General features: G+C 35.6%; 17 protein-coding genes. 16 read left to right on the forward strand and 1 reads right to left on the reverse strand.

Going from position 1 to position 18,338, the window contains the following annotated elements:
* Positions 1-9: 9 nt before the first annotated feature.
* Complete coding sequence (locus D0T50_RS02595) at positions 10-2,424, reverse strand: hypothetical protein (protein ID WP_163221691.1); 2,415 nt, start codon at positions 2,422-2,424, stop codon at positions 10-12.
* 458 nt (positions 2,425-2,882) lie between these two features.
* Here D0T50_RS02595 and D0T50_RS02600 point away from each other — a divergent pair, with 458 nt between their 5' ends.
* The 16 genes from D0T50_RS02600 to D0T50_RS02675 all read left to right on the forward strand — a co-directional run bounded on the left by D0T50_RS02600 (position 2,883) and on the right by D0T50_RS02675 (position 18,310).
* Positions 2,883-4,352 carry an MATE family efflux transporter gene (locus D0T50_RS02600; RefSeq protein WP_163221693.1) on the forward strand — a complete coding sequence of 490 codons (1,470 nt, stop codon included), beginning with the start codon at positions 2,883-2,885 and terminating at the stop codon, positions 4,350-4,352.
* A complete protein-coding gene (gene rfbF / locus D0T50_RS02605; protein WP_163221695.1) occupies positions 4,349-5,164 on the forward strand; it encodes a glucose-1-phosphate cytidylyltransferase in 816 nt (271 codons plus the stop codon). Before D0T50_RS02600 ends, rfbF begins: the two co-directional genes overlap by 4 nt.
* Before the next feature lie 10 nt (positions 5,165-5,174).
* Positions 5,175-5,585 carry a WxcM-like domain-containing protein gene (locus tag D0T50_RS02610; RefSeq protein ID WP_163221697.1) on the forward strand — a complete coding sequence of 137 codons (411 nt, stop codon included), beginning with the start codon at positions 5,175-5,177 and terminating at the stop codon, positions 5,583-5,585.
* 5 nt (positions 5,586-5,590) lie between these two features.
* Complete coding sequence (rfbG, locus tag D0T50_RS02615; RefSeq protein ID WP_163221699.1) at positions 5,591-6,673, forward strand: CDP-glucose 4,6-dehydratase; 1,083 nt, start codon at positions 5,591-5,593, stop codon at positions 6,671-6,673.
* Between the two features lie 15 nt (positions 6,674-6,688).
* Positions 6,689-7,612 carry an NAD(P)-dependent oxidoreductase gene (locus D0T50_RS02620; RefSeq protein ID WP_163221701.1) on the forward strand — a complete coding sequence of 308 codons (924 nt, stop codon included), beginning with the start codon at positions 6,689-6,691 and terminating at the stop codon, positions 7,610-7,612.
* A gap of 7 nt (positions 7,613-7,619) precedes the next feature.
* On the forward strand, positions 7,620-8,528 hold the full coding sequence (locus D0T50_RS02625; protein WP_239058199.1) for a glycosyltransferase family 2 protein: 909 nt from the start codon (positions 7,620-7,622) through the stop codon (positions 8,526-8,528).
* 79 nt (positions 8,529-8,607) lie between these two features.
* Complete coding sequence (locus D0T50_RS02630) at positions 8,608-9,453, forward strand: polysaccharide pyruvyl transferase family protein (RefSeq protein WP_163221705.1); 846 nt, start codon at positions 8,608-8,610, stop codon at positions 9,451-9,453.
* A gap of 99 nt (positions 9,454-9,552) precedes the next feature.
* A complete protein-coding gene (locus D0T50_RS02635) occupies positions 9,553-10,500 on the forward strand; it encodes a glycosyltransferase family 2 protein (RefSeq protein WP_163221707.1) in 948 nt (315 codons plus the stop codon).
* 87 nt (positions 10,501-10,587) lie between these two features.
* Positions 10,588-11,355, forward strand: coding sequence for a glycosyltransferase family 2 protein (locus D0T50_RS02640; protein WP_163221709.1), 768 nt, complete (start codon positions 10,588-10,590; stop codon positions 11,353-11,355).
* Between the two features lie 718 nt (positions 11,356-12,073).
* On the forward strand, positions 12,074-12,559 hold the full coding sequence (locus tag D0T50_RS02645) for a hypothetical protein (protein ID WP_163221711.1): 486 nt from the start codon (positions 12,074-12,076) through the stop codon (positions 12,557-12,559).
* Entirely contained in the window at positions 12,537-13,736 is a 1,200-nt protein-coding gene (locus tag D0T50_RS02650) for a glycosyltransferase (RefSeq protein WP_163221713.1), read from the forward strand. The genes D0T50_RS02645 and D0T50_RS02650 overlap by 23 nt, the downstream gene beginning before the upstream one ends.
* Positions 13,737-13,744: 8 nt before the next feature.
* Complete coding sequence (locus D0T50_RS02655) at positions 13,745-14,509, forward strand: glycosyltransferase family 2 protein (RefSeq protein WP_163221715.1); 765 nt, start codon at positions 13,745-13,747, stop codon at positions 14,507-14,509.
* Between the two features lie 22 nt (positions 14,510-14,531).
* The gene (locus D0T50_RS02660; protein WP_163221717.1) at positions 14,532-15,668 is read left to right on the forward strand and encodes an adenylyltransferase/cytidyltransferase family protein; all 1,137 of its coding nucleotides are present in this window, start codon (positions 14,532-14,534) and stop codon (positions 15,666-15,668) included.
* 3 nt (positions 15,669-15,671) lie between these two features.
* Positions 15,672-16,424 carry a glycosyltransferase family 2 protein gene (locus tag D0T50_RS02665; protein WP_163221719.1) on the forward strand — a complete coding sequence of 251 codons (753 nt, stop codon included), beginning with the start codon at positions 15,672-15,674 and terminating at the stop codon, positions 16,422-16,424.
* Positions 16,421-17,314 (forward strand): NAD(P)-dependent oxidoreductase, encoded by an 894-nt coding sequence (locus D0T50_RS02670; protein WP_163221722.1) that lies wholly within the window; start codon positions 16,421-16,423, stop codon positions 17,312-17,314. The genes D0T50_RS02665 and D0T50_RS02670 overlap by 4 nt, the downstream gene beginning before the upstream one ends.
* Positions 17,315-17,353: 39 nt before the next feature.
* Positions 17,354-18,310: a glycosyltransferase family 4 protein gene (locus D0T50_RS02675; protein ID WP_163221724.1), complete on the forward strand. Its 957-nt coding sequence runs from the start codon at positions 17,354-17,356 to the stop codon at positions 18,308-18,310.
* The last annotated feature ends 28 nt before the right edge of the window (positions 18,311-18,338 follow it).

The following is an 18,338-nucleotide window of genomic DNA, read 5'->3' on the forward strand; positions in this document are numbered from 1 at the left end:
TTTTAATTGTTAATTAATAATTTCTTTCGCAAGTGCTTTGGCTTTTTCCACCTCTTCTTGCGAAAAATATCTATTCGTTATTATTTCTAATGTCTCTTCATCTTTGAACTCATACGTTTTTCCCTCGTTCAATATTTGCACCAGTTCTTTTATTTGCACTATCAGAATTTTTGATTCTGATAGGAGTACTTCTTGAGCACTGCTTTGTAGTTGGTTGTTTATCTCTTTCATTTTTTTGCATAAGAGACTTATGGGCGAGAGACTTTTTAATAGGGACTCCAGTATTTCAATAAAAACACTCTTGTCAACCTGTTTCTTCATTTTCTCTGAAAAAAGAACTATTTGCATGCGAAATAGGTCTGGAATAGAGTTGTCACCGTGCGCTTCTTTCTTTTGCAGTACTTCTAGCAATAAAAGTAGAGGCTCGAAGATGGTGTCCAACTGTTGTAAAATTCGAGCTATTTCAGACATGCTTGTCATGTATTTTTGGGGAAGCAGGTATCCTTCGGGCGATAAATGCTCCAGGGCTTTTATGTTTTTGTTCGTTTCATTATCTAAGTTTTTCAAACTGGAGATAACCCCTTTTGATGATTTATCAATAGCATCAAGAATAAGATATAAATCTTTTGCATCTTTTTTTAGTCCGTTGTTTATCCCCTTTAGTTCTTTCAGTTGATTTTCGGTAGGCTTATGGTGTTTGGCTAACTTAAAACCATCCAATAGATGTTCGAGGCTGATGGGCCATGCTTGGATACGTTGCAATACAGCAGAGAGCTCTTCCTCTTCGGGAATTGTTTTTAATGTGTTGTTTAGTTGCTGCTCTACCTCATTAATACAGCAATGTAGGGTGTTTATCTCTCCAGAAATGGTAGAACAGTCGTTAAGTTGTTCTATTACAAATGTATGTATAGAAAAGAGTATTTCTTGAATAGATTTCGGAATATGGGGTAATTGAGAAAGAAAAGAAACCAGATCGTCGACAAAGACCAAGTAAATTTTCAGCATCTCAATTTCACTATTAAAGTATCCGGGCAGTATGGCGGTGTGAGCGAAAAGGTCTAATCGGGCTGTAAGTGTCTTTAGCATGGGGTGGATGCCGCACACAATCATATTGGTTTGAACAACTCTATCTTCCAGTTTTTTTGCCTCTGGATGTGTGTATTTTTCTAATCTTAATATGCTTGTTTTTGGTTCAAAAACGATAGATGGGTCGTAGAAGGTCCAGTCTATTTTCTGAAATCTCGGTATGTCTATCTTTGATTTATAATTGATTGCAAGTTCCGGTTCATCTGGCCAGATAGGTATGGGGGCTGGCTTGGTTGGGTCTGCTATTCCATTGAGCACAGAAAACAATAGTTCTGTTATTTTCTTCTCCATGTCTATTTTCTTCATGGGAGAGAAATCCTCCAAGGAGGCGGATAACACATTCCACCCGGAGGATATTTCCTGAAATGAAGCGGACAATTTTTCCAGTTTCTTTAAAAAGTCTTCGGGGGTCAGGTGCTTTTTTACCGCGTCGATGATGGCCGTGATACCTAAATATTTCATGAGGTTTTCTTTAAAAAAATCCAGTAATCTATTTAATCCCGTAACTTCCAATATGGCATTGATAATAGGTTTAAGTATTTTGTCAATCAGACAGCCTATCGCGTTTAGTACCCATTTGATGGGCGCTATAGCATCTATGATTGTATTTAACACCCGAGCAATAGGTTCGATGATTTTTATTACGTTTCCTATTTTCTCGATACCGCTTGCCAGTTCTTTCGTGTTTCCTTTAATTTTGTTACACTCCTCTTCGATAGCGTTTGTTACATTGTCTATTTCATTTAGTAGTTTATCCAACTCATTGATAGGTATTGATGCCGCGTTCTCTATCTTTTTTAAGTGATCAATCAACTCGTTCAATCGTTTGTTGATATCATCTCCCATCAATATAGGTGCTGCGATTTCGGCTAGTTGAATGAGGTATTCTATGATACGGATCGTTTTTATAAATTCCGGAATGTGGTCATGTATCATCTTGTTGCATTGAGCTAGTTCGTCTACCCCTCCGTGCACTTTTTGCAGGAGTTGGCGTAGCTTTTTCAGCGCATTATCCAAGCTCTTCAATGTATTGTGCATTGCTTTTGCAAATTCTCCGGCTGTACCAATTATTCTAGATATAGGCAGTATTATTTCTCCTATGATAGGTATGGGAGTAAGTGCTTGGGTTAGCTTTTCTAAAATAGAAATGGCTTTGCAGCAGCTATCTACATTGTGTGTTAATGTATATACATTGTTTACGATACTTTCTATGTGTGAAATTCTTTCTGTAACAGAAAACAAATGAGGGTTAAGACTTTCTGTGATTTTTTCAATACGTTGAAGTGCTTTGATAGTAGTATCAATAGGCTTGTGTGTTAGTTCTTGTGGGTTTCTCATAGCGTTGTAAAATTATGTTTGTTTGTATTTGTTTTACAAATCTATAAAAAATAGATGAATAGGTGTTGTTTATTTGTTAAAATATTGCTAAGATGTTGTGAAACATATTTTCTACATCATACCATATGTGCTTTTTAGTTCATTTCAACTCATTTCCATAATTATTTTTAACATCGCTTTGATGTTTGGAATAAAGGGGGTATTTTTGTGGCTTGAAAATAGTTTCTAGGGTGTTGTGTCTACATAGGAATGTGGGGGACATGGCACGAAGTGTATTTTAGAGGGAGGACTAATTTGTTTTTCAAAAATGAAGGATGTATTAGTTCCAATTCAAAAAGATAGTTTTTTACATATGTATAAAGGTATTAAAAAGAAAGGAATTAGTGTCTAGTATATCTCAAGACAATAAACGTATAGTTAAAAATACAATATATTTGTATATTAGAATGCTATTGAATATGTTTATAGCATTCTTTACTAGTCGTGTTGTTTTACAGTCTCTGGGCATTATGGATTATGGGATTTATAACGTCGTTGGAGGTCTTGTGGCGATGTTTTCTTTTTTTAATTCTACATTGTCGGGAGCTACTACGAGATTCCTTACATATGAACTTGGCGCTGGGAATAAAGATAAACTAGCAAATGTGTTTCGGACATCTTTTTGGATACACTTTGCTTTAGGTTTGCTTATCATCGTTTTAGCTGAAACAATTGGTTTGTGGTTTGTATATAATAAACTAAATGTGCCGATTTCTAGATTTGATACGACGTTGGTTGTATACCAATTATCTATAGTAACATTTTTTTTTAATATTTTACAGGTGCCATTAAGCGCTTCTATCATAGCTCATGAGCGTATGACTTTTTTCGCTTATATAGGTGTATTTGATTCTTTGATAAAGCTTATCATTGCTTATTCGTTATTTATGAGTTCCTGTGATAGATTGATTCTTTATGCCTTTTTACTTTTTCTCGCTAGTCTTCTTACGATTGTAATTCATTTAGTTTATTGCTTGAATAATTTTGAAGAATGTAAGTTTTCTTTTAGAGTGGACAAGGGTGTTGCAAAGCCAATGCTTGTCTACTCAGGATGGGATCTTTATGGAAATTTCAGTGTAATGGTGAGAAGCCATGGGTTAAATATACTTCAAAATATATTCTTTGGCCCCATTGTAAATGCGGCTACAGGTATCGCAAATACAGTTTTAAATGCTGTAATGGGTTTCGCGGAAAATTTTCTTACCGCAATACGTCCGCAAATAATTAAGCAATATGCTTCTAAGAATTATACTTCGTTTTTGAAATTGATATTTAATTCTTCTAGATATTCTTTTCTATTACTCTTATTTACAACATTACCCTTATTGATAGAAGCTGAATTCCTTTTAAATGTATGGCTTGATAAAGTGCCTGAATATGCTGTTGTATTTGTTCAACTTTCTTTGATAAACAACTGGGTGTCAATTTTATACAGGCCTATAGTCATATCAATATCAGCCACAGGCAGAGTTAAAGCAATTAGTTTAATAAATGGAACTATCTACATACTAGTGTTGCCTTTATCTTATGTTTTACTAAAAATGGGATATGGTCCCACTACACCTTTTATTTTGAATATTCTGCTTGTATTCTTTGGACATACTATTTTTACGATGAAAATTGTAAAAAAGCAAATACCTTTTTTTGATATAACTTCATTCTTCTTCAAGGTTGTCCTTCCCTCCTTTTATATTTTTATATTAATTGTACCTTTACCTATATTTTTACATTGCTATTTAAATTCAGGTTGGCTAAGATTTATTATTGTTGTTCTAACATCTATACTTGTAACTTCCTTTATAATCTACAATGTTGCATTAGATAAAGAAGAGAAAAATATATTAATAGAATATGTTTGTAGAAAATTAAAAATCGATAATACGAAATGAAAGTAGTACTACTTGCTGGTGGCTTCGGATCACGGATTTCTGAGGAATCTCAATTCAAGCCAAAGCCAATGATTGAGATTGGCGGTATGCCCATTTTATGGCATATAATGAAAGAGTATGCTTATTATGGGTATACGGAGTTTATAATATGTGCAGGTTACCGTCAGGAGTATATAAAGGAGTGGTTTGCTAACTATTTTTTGCATAACTCTGATGTGACTTTTGATTTTCGCAATAATAAAAACGAAATGACCGTACATCAGAGTAATTTAGAGCCCTGGAAAGTGACTGTGGTTGATACCGGCTATAACACAATGACCGGTGGGCGTATTAAGCGCATTCAAAAGTATGTAGGCGATGAACCGTTTCTTATGACCTATGGAGATGGCGTTTGTGATGTGGAGATAGATAAGCTTGTAGAGTTTCATAAATCACATGGTAAGATGGCTACACTTACAGCAGTGAAAATAGCTCAGGAGAAAGGTATACTTGACATTGATGGAGATAATGCAGTTAGGTCCTTTCGAGAGAAAAATATGAGTGATAGTGCTCCAATTAATGCAGGTTATATGGTTCTCGAATCTAAAATATTCGATTTGCTTGTAGGAGATGATACCGTATTTGAAAAGGCTCCATTAAGTATGCTAGCAGAACGTGGTGAGTTGATGTCTTATCTCCACGAGGGATTTTGGCAGTGTATGGATAATGTTCGAGAAAAGAACTTACTTGAAAAATTATTGGCGGAAAACAAAGCTCCTTGGAAGAAATGGACTCGCCAAGTTCCTAATCTTCAATATAAAAGCAACTTATAGGGTCGTAGTTATGGATTCTCTAGTAAAACGTGTTACTGTTATTCCACGTCGGTTTATTTCCGACGATCGTGGCTGGTTTCTCAAGGCTATTACAGGTCTAGAAGATAATATACCTTCTCATACAGGTGAAGTTTATATTACAATGGGTAAACCAGGACAAGCAAAAGGGGGGCATTTTCACCCAAATGCAGTTGAGTGGTTTACTATAATAGAGGGTAGTGCGACTCTTAAATTGGAGGATATTTATACGCATGAACGTTTGGATATTGATATGTCTTTGGAAAAAGCTATTACTGTTTTCATTCCTAATAATGTGGCTCATATTGTAGTAAATAATAGTAATGAGAAAAATTTTATTCTTTTGGCATATACTGATATGTTATATAATCCAAAGGATACTATTGCATATGCTATAAAATAAATGAGATGATTGATTTATATAAAGAATTTTATAGAAAGAAGCGTGTACTTGTTACAGGACACACAGGTTTTAAAGGTTCCTGGCTTTCTATTTGGCTTCATGAACTTGGAGCTGAGGTAGTAGGGGTTTCTCTTGACCCTTATTCAGAGAGGGATAACTTTGTTCTTTCAAATATAGGTAGCAGAATCAAGGCTGATATTCGGGCTGATATTCGGAATCTACAGAAAATGAAAGAAATCTTTGCAGAGTATCAACCTGAAATCGTGTTTCATTTGGCAGCACAACCTTTAGTGCGCCTTAGTTATGAGCAGCCAGTTGAAACTTACGAATCAAACGTAATGGGAACCATTCATGTAATGGAAGCTATTCGTGCAACTAAGAGTGTAAAAGTAGGCGTGATGATAACGACCGATAAGTGTTATGATAATAAAGAGCAGCTTCAGGGTTATAAGGAGACTGATCCTTTTGGGGGTTACGATCCTTATTCGTCTTCAAAAGGAGCATGCGAAATTGCTATTCAGTCTTGGAGGAGAAGCTTTTTCAATCCAGAAGATTATAATAAGAAACACTCAGTGTCGCTTGCCTCTGTGCGTGCAGGCAATGTGATTGGCGGTGGTGATTGGGCGCTTGACCGCATAATACCTGATTGTATTCGTGCGTTAGAAACAGGAAAGGTTATTGATATTCGTTCACCGAAAGCTGTTCGGCCTTGGGAGCATGTACTTGAACCTCTTCATGGGTATATGATGCTTGCACAGCGAATGTGGGATTATCCTACAGAATATTGTGAGGGTTGGAACTTTGGACCAGAGGATGAATCCATTTCAACAGTGTGGGATGTTGCTTCTGAACTTATAAAAAATTATGGCTTTGGTGAGTTGAGGGATTCTTCAGATGCTAACGTTGTTCACGAAGCAAACCTTTTAATGTTAGATATAAATAAAGTGAAAACGCGCTTGGGGTGGAAACCACGACTTAATATGCAGCAATGCATTGCATTAGTTGCAGATTGGTATAAAAGATACAGAAAGGAAGACGTTTACTCTCTTTGTATAGAAGAGATAAGAACATTTGTTGGATTTAGTTGATATAAATATATTATAATGATAATATCTATTTTTGGTACCAATGGAATGCTTTCCATGGCTCTTACAAAATATTTCTTTAAAAGACCAAACACGGTAGTAGATGTGTATGGCCTTTCAGCTCCCGTCGATTATCAATATTCCAATTTTTTCTCAGTAGATTTGCTGAAAAATGAAATTGATTATGAATATCTGGTAAAATCAGACGTTGTAATTTATGCTTCAGGTGCTGGTGTTCAAGCTGCTTTGAATACAGATTCAATGTTAATGTACGCTCTTAATGTAAACATACCTATTGAGCTAACCTTGCAACTGAAGAAGTGGGGATACACGGGTAAATATATCTCTTTTGGCTCTTATATGGAAATTGGATCTAATAATGAAGAAGGCAAATGTTTTTCTGAAGACGAGGTAGTATGTTCTAGTCTTCCTGTTACAAATGATTATGCACTTTCAAAGCGTCTTTATGGACGCTACATGAAAGATTTTATTGCAGACTATACATATTGGCATTTTATTCTTCCTAATATGTTCTCAGTGGATGATTTTAAGCCTGGTAATCGTTTGATACCTTATGTTTTGAAATATCTTCAAGATTATACAATGGGAAAAGCTACTGAAACCCCGAGTTTTAGTGCAGGCACTCAGACACGCCAGTATATTACACTTGAAGAGGTTATGGAAGTGTTGAATAAAGCTTTAGAGAAGGATATACTCTCAGGACTTTATTGTATAGGTGGTGGCGAATTTCTTTCTATTAGAAATCTTATAGAGAGAATGTTCCAGTTTTATAAGGTTTCATGCGACAATGATTTTTTTGGCAAGGAAATTCGACGTGATGGAGATATAAAGAGTCTTTGTCTTAATGGGGAAAAGTTAAAAAAAGCAGTGGGATATCTTCCAGAAGCGAAAATTGAAGACTTGCTGTTAAAATATGCTTGAGGGTGTGATGATTAGCGTAATTATACCTACGCATAAACGTGCAGACTTGTTGGCATATGAGTTGGAACGTATTTATATGCAAAAGGGTGTTGATTTTGAGGTCATAGTTGTAAATGATATAGTAGAGGCTGATAAAACAGATAGCATAGTAGAGAGGTTTCCTGGTATTATTTATATAAAAGATGATAAAATTCAAGGTCCTAGTAATAAACACAAAGCTGGGTTTTCTCTCTCAAAAGGTGAATATCTTTATATGCCTGATGATGATGATTATCTGACTGATGAATATTTTTTCAAGAAGGCTGTTGATAAACTAAGAGAAGATGAAAAGCTGGCTTTCGTATCTGGAAATGTTGCTATATCTCATGAATTTCAGGATAAAGCAAGAAATTTCATAAAAAACACTCAGATAAACATATTAGGACGAATTAATGGCGCAAAGTATTTACAAGGATTTCAATCAAGGTTACAGAAACCTTATTCTACGGTTTCTACTATATATCGCAAGAAAGCATTCGTTGAAATGGGTGCAAATGAAATGCAGGAAATGAGTGATTCATCTATGTATATGCTTGCATTATTGTGGGGAGATGCCTATATTTTAAAAGAGGTTGTTGCTGTTTATAGAATTAGAGAGAGCAGTTTAACTTCAAATGCCTCTTATTCATTTATGATGAATGTTATTGAGCAGAAAGAAAAGCTCTATTTTCTAAGCAAAAATAGAATCAATAATCCCTCAAAGTTTTGGTATAACCAATTTCGCGTTTCTTATAATTTCTTTCCCGATAAAAGCATTGACAATCGTCTTAAAATGATTAACTGGGGGATTATGCATGCGCATGGAAGCGTATACATGTATATTTTCTGTTTTGTGCAGTTTCTAAAATTGCATTTGAAAAGAATAAGGATATCATAATTGTTTTTTTAACCGAAATATATAGTAAAATATGGATTGTTTGACAACATTTAGATTGAATTTAAGGAAGTTGATGTATATGATTAAGTTTTTCATTATAGAACTATTTCATAGAGATGTAATTTTAATAAATGGCTTCTTTCCCAAAGAAGAAAAACTGGGCCAAGCGAACTTTGGCGATGATTTAAATTTTCATTTAATACATTTGATGACACAAAAGAAAGTTGTGCCAACAAGCTATTCTGTTATGTGGAGATTTTTTAGAAGAGAATCTTACTCTTGTATTGGAAGTATTCTCAATGATGTAGATTCTGATACAATCGTATGGGGTAGTGGTGCTATTGAGAATAAACTCAAAGATAGTTTTTGTCCCAAGAAAATCTATGCAGTACGTGGTCCTTTGACAAGAGAACTTGTCCTACAAAAAGGGATTGAATGTCCGGAAGTATATGGGGATCCAGCTATGTTAATTTCCTGCTATTATACGCCCAACGTTATCAAAGAAAAAAAAAAGGTGGGTTTTATTCCCCATTATGTAGATAAAAATAATCAATTCCTGATACACTATAAGAATGATGATAATGTTCTCATTATTGACACTCAATCATATGGTTCATGGCGCGATTTTATTGACATGATTGTCTCTTGTGAGGTTATTGTTTCAAGTTCATTACATGGAATTATAATTGCTGATACATACAATGTCCCCAATGTGTGGTGTAGATTCTCTGATGATATTGTTGGAGGTGAATTTAAATATAAAGACTATTTTTTATCTGTTAATAAGGAAATCCCAACGCCTTTATATTTTGATCGTTGTTTTGATCTAGATTATTTGTTATCTATGAAAGAAAAATGGCAGAAACCTCAAATAAATGTAACAAGTTTAATTGATTCTTGTCCTTTTTATAATACCAATCGATAGAAATGGTAATTAGGTACATATAGTGTAAAATCTTTTTAATAATAGTTACTTATACTATATACAAGGTGTTGTAAAAATGAATAATTAAATAAACTTTTTATGTATATTAATATGCAAACGTTTTTTTTCTCTATAATAGTTCCTGTATATAACAAAGAAAAGTATATTGAAAACACAATAAATAGTGTCTTATCACAATCTTATCCTCATTTTGAGTTGATCTTAGTTAATGATGGGAGCACAGACTCTAGTAAGTTGATTTGCATAGAAGCAGCTAAGAAAGATCGGCGTGTAAAATTCCTAGATAAAGTAAATGCTGGGGTTTCATCCGCTAGAAATTTGGGAATTGAAGAGTCTCTCTACGACTATATCGCTTTTTTGGATGCTGATGATTGGTGGGCATCAGATTTTTTATTAACGATTAATGAATTAATAAATCAATACCCAGATATTTCAGCTTTTTCTTCTCAAATAGCTTGGAAAAGAAACAATCAAATAATAAATCAAAAAAAAATCTTTAAAACTCAAGACCATGGTATACTAGATCTGATAGAATATGCATCTCTACATGTAAGTTTTCCTATAAACTCATCTTCTTTAGTTATAAAGAAAGAAATTATTGTTAAAATTGGACTTTTTGATGAAGAGTTATCTTTTTATGAAGATTATGATTTTTTCTTTCGTTTAGCTTTGTGTACTCAATTGGGATTTTATGATAAGAAGCCTCTTTCTTTTTATGACTTAGATGTAGATGCTAGTGGGAAGCCTAGAGGTACTTTACCAGCTTTCTCTAAACATTGGTTGAAAAAAATGGATGGATATAGGAAGCATTATTCTGAAGATAAACGTGTACTAATCCTTTTGGATAAATTTGCATTGACCTTACTTATCCCTTATTTGGCAAAAAAAGAGTATAATTATATAGTGAAGGATTTTTTACGAGAGGTTCAATTTTGGACATTGAAATTCAAATTGTTCTATATTTTTCCTTTTCAAATTTCCTATAAATTATATACGATATATATTAAAATAAGAAAAATGATTTAAGTGAAATCTAAAAAACAATTATTGACACTTTGTGCTATTGCCTTTTTATGATACTTTTGAGTGTGAAATAACCCCAAACCAAAGCATATGAGTTCTCTTATTACAATAGTCACAGTTTCCTATAACGCAGCTTCTACTATTGAAGCTACTATATTGAACGTTATAAACCAAACGTACAAAAACATAGAATATATTATTATTGATGGTGGTAGTAAGGATGATACCCTCGATATAATAAAACGCTATGAAGATAAAATCTCTTCTTGGATAAGCGAACCCGACAAGGGTGTGTATGATGCCATGAATAAGGGCATTGAGAAAGCCACGGGAGAATGGATTCTGTTTCTTAACTGTGGCGACTCTTTTTATACTAACACAGTTCTGTTTGATGTTGCTGAGCGCTTGGGAAACAGTGATGCTGATGTTGTGTATGGGGACACGATGTGCGTGTTTAGCGAGAAAATAAATAAAAGAATAGATGGACTAAGCATTGAAAATATCCAAAAGAGAATGCCTTTCTGCCATCAATCTTGTTTTTTGCGTACCAAGGTGGCTAAGGAGAATTTATTCGACCTTGGCTATAAAGTTTGTGCCGATTATAATCAATTTTATAATCTTTATACCAAGGGTGCCCGGTTTGAATACGTTTCTACTATAATAGCTTATTATAATCTGGCAGATGTAAGTTTGTCGAACTCTAACGAATTGTTGATGTTTGATGAAATAGCAAAAATAAATGGTTCGGATAAACATACTGTGTTTAAGCTGAAAAGGGCAGTATTTAGTTTTCGTGTTTTATTAAAGAGAATGTGCCCCTCTTTTATAGTGAATGGCTTTCGTAATCTGAAATATTGAAAGGAGTTTAGAAACTACCGTGAAGAATTTCTTTTTTATACTTACTTTTTTCACCTTCTTTCCTTACATAAGGTTGCTTCCTATAGCTGGAACAGGTGATACGCAGCCTTGGGCTATAACTTTTTCATTCTTATTCTTACTCCTTTTTTGGAGGAAGAAAAAAGCCTTAATTAAGAAAGAATATTTTTATTTATTTTGTGTGTTTATCTTTTCACTCATAGTGGCTTTACTTTCGGGCTTTTCTATTTTTATGTTGAGAACCTTAATAGGTTATTTATCTTTGTTTGTTATATCTTTATCTTTTTATCATTTTTTTGAAAAAGGATATAGCCTTTCAAATTTTCATCTAAAACTAATTATATGGATATGGGGAGGAGTAGGCTTAGTGCAACGATTTGTATACCCTTCTTTTTTATCTTTTCTTTTGCCCAGAGCGTCAACTAATGTGGTGCGTGGCGTGGTTAGCTTGGCTCCCGAACCCTCGTACTATGGAATTATGTGTTTGTTTTTATTGTTTTTTTCGGTTTTTCAGTTGAGAAGTAAGTGGTTTTCATTATTCCTATTGTTTCAGATCGTATTCTTGGCGAAATCGAGTTTGTTGATTTTGATTTTGTTGTTCATAGCAATAGTATGCCTATTTATCTATCGTAAGTTTTTGATTTTGTTTTTGGGTATAGTAGTGTTTCCGCTAACCATGATTCCTTTGGTTGCTTACTTTATGCCAGAAACCAGAATCTATAGTTTGATAAAATTGTTTAGCGAAGATCCACTATTAGCTTTTCAAATAGACGCGAGTTTGAATGACCGCCTATCTGGTATTTACTTTTCAATAAAAGGATTCTTGGAAAATTGGGGTATGCCCTCTGGAATTGATACTTACGGAGCTTATGTAACAGAAGAGCTAAAACACCAAACTTTCTTTATTGAATCTGTCATTACTACAACAAGAATAATGTCTGCCTATGGTGCCATGTTGTTTGAGTTGGGAATAGTTGGTTTTGTTGTTCCTGTCTTGTTCTATAGAGCTTTTAAACGTTATTTTGGTCATGATAAACAATTGAGGTGGGCAGTGTTTCTCTCTTTCTCTTTATTGATGATTAATCCTGTGCCCATAGCATTGCCGGTGTTGGCTTTTCTCTTTTCCTACTTGATGTGCAATCAATATCAAAAAACAGCTAGTTATGCCAACTCTACTGCAAATTAATACTGTTGTAAACTCCGGCTCCACCGGACATATAGCTGAAGAAATTGGTGAATTGGCTATAAACAAAGGTTGGGGGAGCTATATTGCCTATGGACGGAATCCACGGCAAAGCAAATCGCAGTTGATAAGGATAGGTAGTGATTTGGACGTGAATCTTCATGCGATTGAAACACGCTTATTGGATAATCATGGGTTGGCATCGTGCAACGCAACGCGTATCTTTATAAAAGAGATTGATAAGATAAAGCCGGACATCGTGCATCTGCACAATATTCATGGGTACTATTTGAATTACAAGATATTATTTGAATATCTGTCAGAGAGAGAAATACCTGTGGTATGGACATTGCATGACTGCTGGGCGTATACAGGGCATTGTGCACACTATACTTACGCAAAATGTGATAGGTGGCAGGACGTTTGCCACCATTGTCCTCAGAAGCAGGTGTATCCGGCAAGTATGTGGGCAGATCGGTCGACAAAGAATTTTTTGAATAAAAGGAATAGTTTTACCTCTGTACGCAATGTAACATTAGTGCCAGTTTCTAAGTGGCTGACACATGAGGTTGAAAAATCTTTTTTGAAAGATTATCCAATCAGAACTATTTATAATGGAATAGATACAACGCTATTTGTGCCTTCGCCAAATGTAAAGAGAAAATATAATCTCGAAAATAAATTTCTAATTTTAGGTGTTTCTTCCGTTTGGGACAACCGCAAAGGTCTTGAGGATTTTAAGACATTGGCTGCTCAACTAAAAGCCGACGAAAGAATTATGTTAGTGGGATTGACCAAGAAACAAATAAAAGAGCTACCATTTAATATAATAGGAATAGAAAGAACAGAGAATTTGAATCAATTGGTAGAGTTGTACTCTTCTGCCGATTTGTATATTAGTTTTTCTATGGAAGAAACCTTTGGCATGACCATAGCCGAAAGTATGGCATGTGGAACGCCCGCTCTTGTGTATAACTCTACAGCTTGTCCGGAAGTCGTTTCGGAAGAAACAGGCTTTGTTGTTGAACCTCACGATATGAATGCGGTGAGAGAGGCTATAAATGTGCTAAAGAACAGTACGCAAGACTATAAACAACAATGCAGAGACAGGGTTTTGGCGCATTTTGACAAAGGAAAACAATGGGAAAACTATATTCATTTATATAATACGTTGATTTAATTAGAAGTATGAAAATATCCCTTATAACCGTCTCTTACAACGCCTCTTCTACCATTGCCGATACCATCAAGTCTGTACTTGCTCAGACTTATCCGCATATAGAATACATCATAATAGATGGCGGTTCTACCGACTCTACCATAGAAATTGTAAAGCAATACGAGCCACAATTTAACAACCGTTTGAAATGGATTTCCGAAAAGGATAGAGGGCTTTACGATGCCATGAACAAAGGAATACGCATGGCAACAGGTGATGTGGTGGGTATAATAAATTCGGATGATTTCTATCATCGAAATGATATCATAGAGAAAGTAATAGAAGCTTTTCTGAATAAAGAAGTACAAGCTCTATACGGAGATGTGCGATTTGTGATCCCTGACAACTTGGATAAAACTGTTCGTTACTACTCTTCCGGAATTTTCTCACCAAAATTGTTTCGCTTTGGTTTTATGCCGGCTCACCCTACTTTCTTTACATATAGGAGATATTTTGAAGAATTTGGATACTACAAAACAGATTATAAAATAGCCGCGGATTATGAATTGCTGATTCGTTTCTTGTATATTCATAAACTGAAATATAAATACCTTCCTTTGGATTTTATGAAAATGCGAACGGGAGGAGCGAGTACCGCGTCTATAAAAAGTAATATTACGCTGAATAAAGAAATAGTAAGAGCTTGCAAAGAGAATGGAATATGGACTTGTACCCCCGTTCTTTTGCTGAAATACTTTATTAAGGTATTTGAATTGCTATTTACAAAAAACTAATACAAACAAGTACACTACCCTTATGAACCCTAAAAAAGTATTTGTAAGCGGCTGCTACGATATGCTCCACAGTGGGCATGTGGCTTTCTTTGAGGAAGCAGCGCGCCATGGTGACCTATACGTAGGTATTGGATCCGACAAAACCATATACGACTTGAAAGCTCGTAAAACAATTAACCCGGAGAATGAGCGCCTCTATATGGTACGGGCGCTAAAAGCAGTGAAAGATGCGTGGGTAAATAAAGGTTCGGGCATCCTGGACTTTGAAGAGGATATAAAGGAGTTTAAGCCGGATATTTTCTTTGTAAACTCGGATGGACACTCGGCTATAAAAGAGGAACTCTGCAAACGATTGGGGATAGAATATGTTATAAGCGAACGTATTCCTCATGCCAATTTGCCAGTGCGCTCTACAACTGCGTTGCGTGCGGAGTGTAGAATACCTTATAGAATAGACTTGGCGGGTGGATGGCTTGATCAGCTTTATGTAAACGAATTGTATCCGGGTGCGGTGCTCACCATTAGTATAGAGCCCGATTATGAATTTAATGATCGTAGCGGGATGTCGACCAGCAGCCGGAAGAAAGCTGTTGAGCTGTGGCAAACAGATATACCAGATGGGGATAAAGAAAAGATAGCGAAAACGCTGTTTTGTTTCGAAAACCCTCCGGGAACAAAATACGTAAGTGGTTCGCAAGATGCACTGGGTATTACTATGCCGGGGCTAAACAGGTTCTTCTACAACAATAACTATTGGCCCGAGCAGATAGAGAGTGTTCTTGATGCTGAGCTACTAACATGGATTGAGAGTCGACTTTGGCTGATACCACTCTATCCGCGACATAAGGAATATGATGTGCTGTCGGGTACAAATATAACAAAAGAGGGTGCTATGAGCCTGGCGCAAGCTGCCGACAAATGTTGGGAGGCTATAAATAGCAAAGATTCTAAGAAGGTAGGAGAGGCATTAGTTGAAAGTTTTAACGCGCAAATAAATATGTTCCCCCATATGGTTTCGGAAGACATCATACAGCAGATAGATTCTTATAAAGAAGAGGTACTCGGCTGGAAAATAAGTGGAGCAGGGGGTGGTGGCTATCTTATTTTGTTTAGCGAGGAGCCTGTAAAGAATGCGATTCAAATACGAATAAGAAGATAAAAAATGAAGATATCTCTAATAACCGTATCTTTTAATAGTGCTTCGACAATAAGGGATACCATTGAGTCGGTATTATCACAGACATATGATGATATTGAATATATAATAGTTGATGGTTTGTCCAGTGACAATACAGTAGCAATAATAAAAGAATACGAACCTTTGTTCAAAAAGAAAATGCGATGGGTATCAGAGAAAGACAAAGGTTTGTATGATGCGATGAATAAAGGCTTCACAATGGCTACGGGTGATGTTGTGGGAATTATCAATTCAGATGATTTATTGGCAGAACCAGATGTTATAAAAAAGGTTATGCAGATATTCAATACTCAGAATGTAGATTGTGTGTATGCTGACTTGTATTATGTATCACAACATGACACAGATAATATTGTGAGACATTGGAGGTCGGGTGAAGTAAGGGCGTTTTCTAAAGGATGGCATCCTGCTCATCCAACATTCTATGTTAAAAAAGAAGTATATGAAAGGTGTGGATTATTTAATCTAAAATATAAATTGGCCGCCGATTTTGAGATAATGCTTCGTTTGGTTGAGAGATATAAGATATCAATGACCTATCTACGCGAACCTTTAGTTAGAATGAGATTGGGAGGAGCAACGAGTAAAAATATTCAAAATATAATAAAAGGGAATATTGAATGTTATAATGCATTCAAAGAAAATGGAATCCCTGTATCTATATTTTATCCACTCTATCGTATATTGCCTAAATTTAAACAGTTTATACATAAATGAATCTTCTATTCACCGGAGCCTCCGGCTTCCTCGGCAACTCAATCTACCCTTTATTAAGCAGCTACCAAATAACAACCATTGGTCTTACTGATAATGACGATATTTGTGCAAACTTGGCCAAAGAGATTCCTGTCTTAGATAAACAATATAATATTGTTCTTCACGCTGCAGGCAAAGCACACTCTATTCCTAAAACCGAAGTTGAAAAGAAACTATTTTTTGACGTAAACTTACAGGGAACTAAAAATCTCTGTACTGCTTTAGAAAAGAATAGTATTCCTAAATCATTCATCTTTATTAGCACGGTAGCTGTATATGGTTGTGACTACGGAGAGAATATCACAGAAGAGCATCCTCTGAATGGTGATACTCCTTATGCGTTAAGTAAGATACAAGCAGAAGAGTATCTGCAAGAGTGGTGTGCCAAACATCATGTTGTACTCAGCATAATTCGTCCCTCACTAATAGCAGGTCCTAACCCTCCGGGGAACTTAGGAGCAATGATTAGTGGAATAAAACGAAACAGATATCTAAGTATAGCAGGAGGGAAAGCGAAAAAAAGTGTTTTGATGGTACAGGATATCGCTAACTTAATTCCACTATTGGCCGAAAAAGGTGGCATATACAATGTGTGCGATAATCATTATCCTACATTCAGAGAATTGGAAACCGTTATTTGTAAACAACTGAATAAAAGAATGCCATTGTCAATACCCTATTGGATAGCTAAGTCTATGGCTTTAGTTGGCGACTGCTTGGGCAATAAAGCACCAATAAATTCGCTGAAACTGAAAAAGATAACGGAATCATTAACGTTTAGCAATGAAAAGGCTAGGCGTGAATTGGGATGGGAACCTATAGAGGTGTTGAGAGCATTTAAGATCGTTTAAAACGCAGAATAACGCAAAATAACACAGAGTTTATTTCATATGTACTACCTCATCATCCTTACCATCCTCTTCCTTGCCGAGCTTCTTTACTTCCGCATAGCCGACAAGTACAACATCATAGACAAGCCTAACCAACGTAGCTCGCATACCCGCATTACACTACGTGGTGGGGGGATAATTTTCTCCCTCGGCGCGTTGGCTTACTTCCTTACCAATCATTTTGAATACCCTTGGTTTATCCTTGGGCTAACGTTGATAAGCTGCATAAGTTTTGTGGACGATGTGCATCCTGTGTCGCAAAAAACACGTTTGGTGTTTCACTTTAGTGCTATGGCGTTGATGTTTTACCAATGGGGGATGTTCGAGTTGCCGTGGTATTGGTTGGTTGTGGCACTAATTGTGTGCACAGGAATTATTAATGCCTACAATTTTATGGATGGTATTAATGGTATAACCGGAGGATATTCACTCATCATTCTGCTTGCCTTAGCCTATATCAACCATTATATCATAACTTTTGTAGAGCCTGATTTCATTTATGTGGTTATCCTCGCCATACTGGTATTTGATTTCTTTAATTTCCGTAAGAAAGCCAAATGTTTTGCCGGTGATGTGGGTTCAATAAGCATTGCTTTTATTGTACTTTTTCTTATTGGCAAGTTAATTCTGGCAACCAATGACTTTAGTTATATCATATTGTTGGTGGTTTATGGAGTAGATTCGGTGTTGACTATAATACATCGACTGATGCTTCATGAGAATATCGGCTTACCGCATCGCAAACACATGTATCAACTGATGGCAAATGAATTGAAAATGCCACATGTTGTCGTGTCGTCTCTCTATATGCTTGTGCAAGGTATTGTTGCTGCAGGCTATATCTGGATGCATCCGTTGGGGTATGGCTATTGGTATTTATTGGGTGCAATACTGATATTATCTATTGTGTATGTTATCTTCATGAAGAAATATTTTTATCTTCATAAGATTGGTTGAAACGCTGAGTTACGCGGAGGGATAAACT

Origin of the sequence: Bacteroides sp. 214 (assembly GCF_010501015.1) — a bacterium.
Classification (GTDB): domain Bacteria; phylum Bacteroidota; class Bacteroidia; order Bacteroidales; family Bacteroidaceae; genus Bacteroides.

Bases quoted from the DNA above. Each gene is read 5' to 3' on its own strand.
- D0T50_RS02595 (WP_163221691.1), bottom strand. From the start codon at position 2,424: ATGAGAAACCCACAAGAACTAACACACAAGCCTATTGATACTACTATC.
- D0T50_RS02600 (WP_163221693.1), top strand. From the start codon at position 2,883: ATGTTTATAGCATTCTTTACTAGTCGTGTTGTTTTACAGTCTCTGGGC.
- rfbF (WP_163221695.1), top strand. From the start codon at position 4,349: ATGAAAGTAGTACTACTTGCTGGTGGCTTCGGATCACGGATTTCTGAG.
- D0T50_RS02610 (WP_163221697.1), top strand. From the start codon at position 5,175: ATGGATTCTCTAGTAAAACGTGTTACTGTTATTCCACGTCGGTTTATT.
- rfbG (WP_163221699.1), top strand. From the start codon at position 5,591: ATGATTGATTTATATAAAGAATTTTATAGAAAGAAGCGTGTACTTGTT.
- D0T50_RS02620 (WP_163221701.1), top strand. From the start codon at position 6,689: ATGATAATATCTATTTTTGGTACCAATGGAATGCTTTCCATGGCTCTT.
- D0T50_RS02625 (WP_239058199.1), top strand. From the start codon at position 7,620: ATGATTAGCGTAATTATACCTACGCATAAACGTGCAGACTTGTTGGCA.
- D0T50_RS02630 (WP_163221705.1), top strand. From the start codon at position 8,608: ATGATTAAGTTTTTCATTATAGAACTATTTCATAGAGATGTAATTTTA.
- D0T50_RS02635 (WP_163221707.1), top strand. From the start codon at position 9,553: ATGTATATTAATATGCAAACGTTTTTTTTCTCTATAATAGTTCCTGTA.
- D0T50_RS02640 (WP_163221709.1), top strand. From the start codon at position 10,588: ATGAGTTCTCTTATTACAATAGTCACAGTTTCCTATAACGCAGCTTCT.
- D0T50_RS02645 (WP_163221711.1), top strand. From the start codon at position 12,074: ATGCCAGAAACCAGAATCTATAGTTTGATAAAATTGTTTAGCGAAGAT.
- D0T50_RS02650 (WP_163221713.1), top strand. From the start codon at position 12,537: ATGCCAACTCTACTGCAAATTAATACTGTTGTAAACTCCGGCTCCACC.
- D0T50_RS02655 (WP_163221715.1), top strand. From the start codon at position 13,745: ATGAAAATATCCCTTATAACCGTCTCTTACAACGCCTCTTCTACCATT.
- D0T50_RS02660 (WP_163221717.1), top strand. From the start codon at position 14,532: ATGAACCCTAAAAAAGTATTTGTAAGCGGCTGCTACGATATGCTCCAC.
- D0T50_RS02665 (WP_163221719.1), top strand. From the start codon at position 15,672: ATGAAGATATCTCTAATAACCGTATCTTTTAATAGTGCTTCGACAATA.
- D0T50_RS02670 (WP_163221722.1), top strand. From the start codon at position 16,421: ATGAATCTTCTATTCACCGGAGCCTCCGGCTTCCTCGGCAACTCAATC.
- D0T50_RS02675 (WP_163221724.1), top strand. From the start codon at position 17,354: ATGTACTACCTCATCATCCTTACCATCCTCTTCCTTGCCGAGCTTCTT.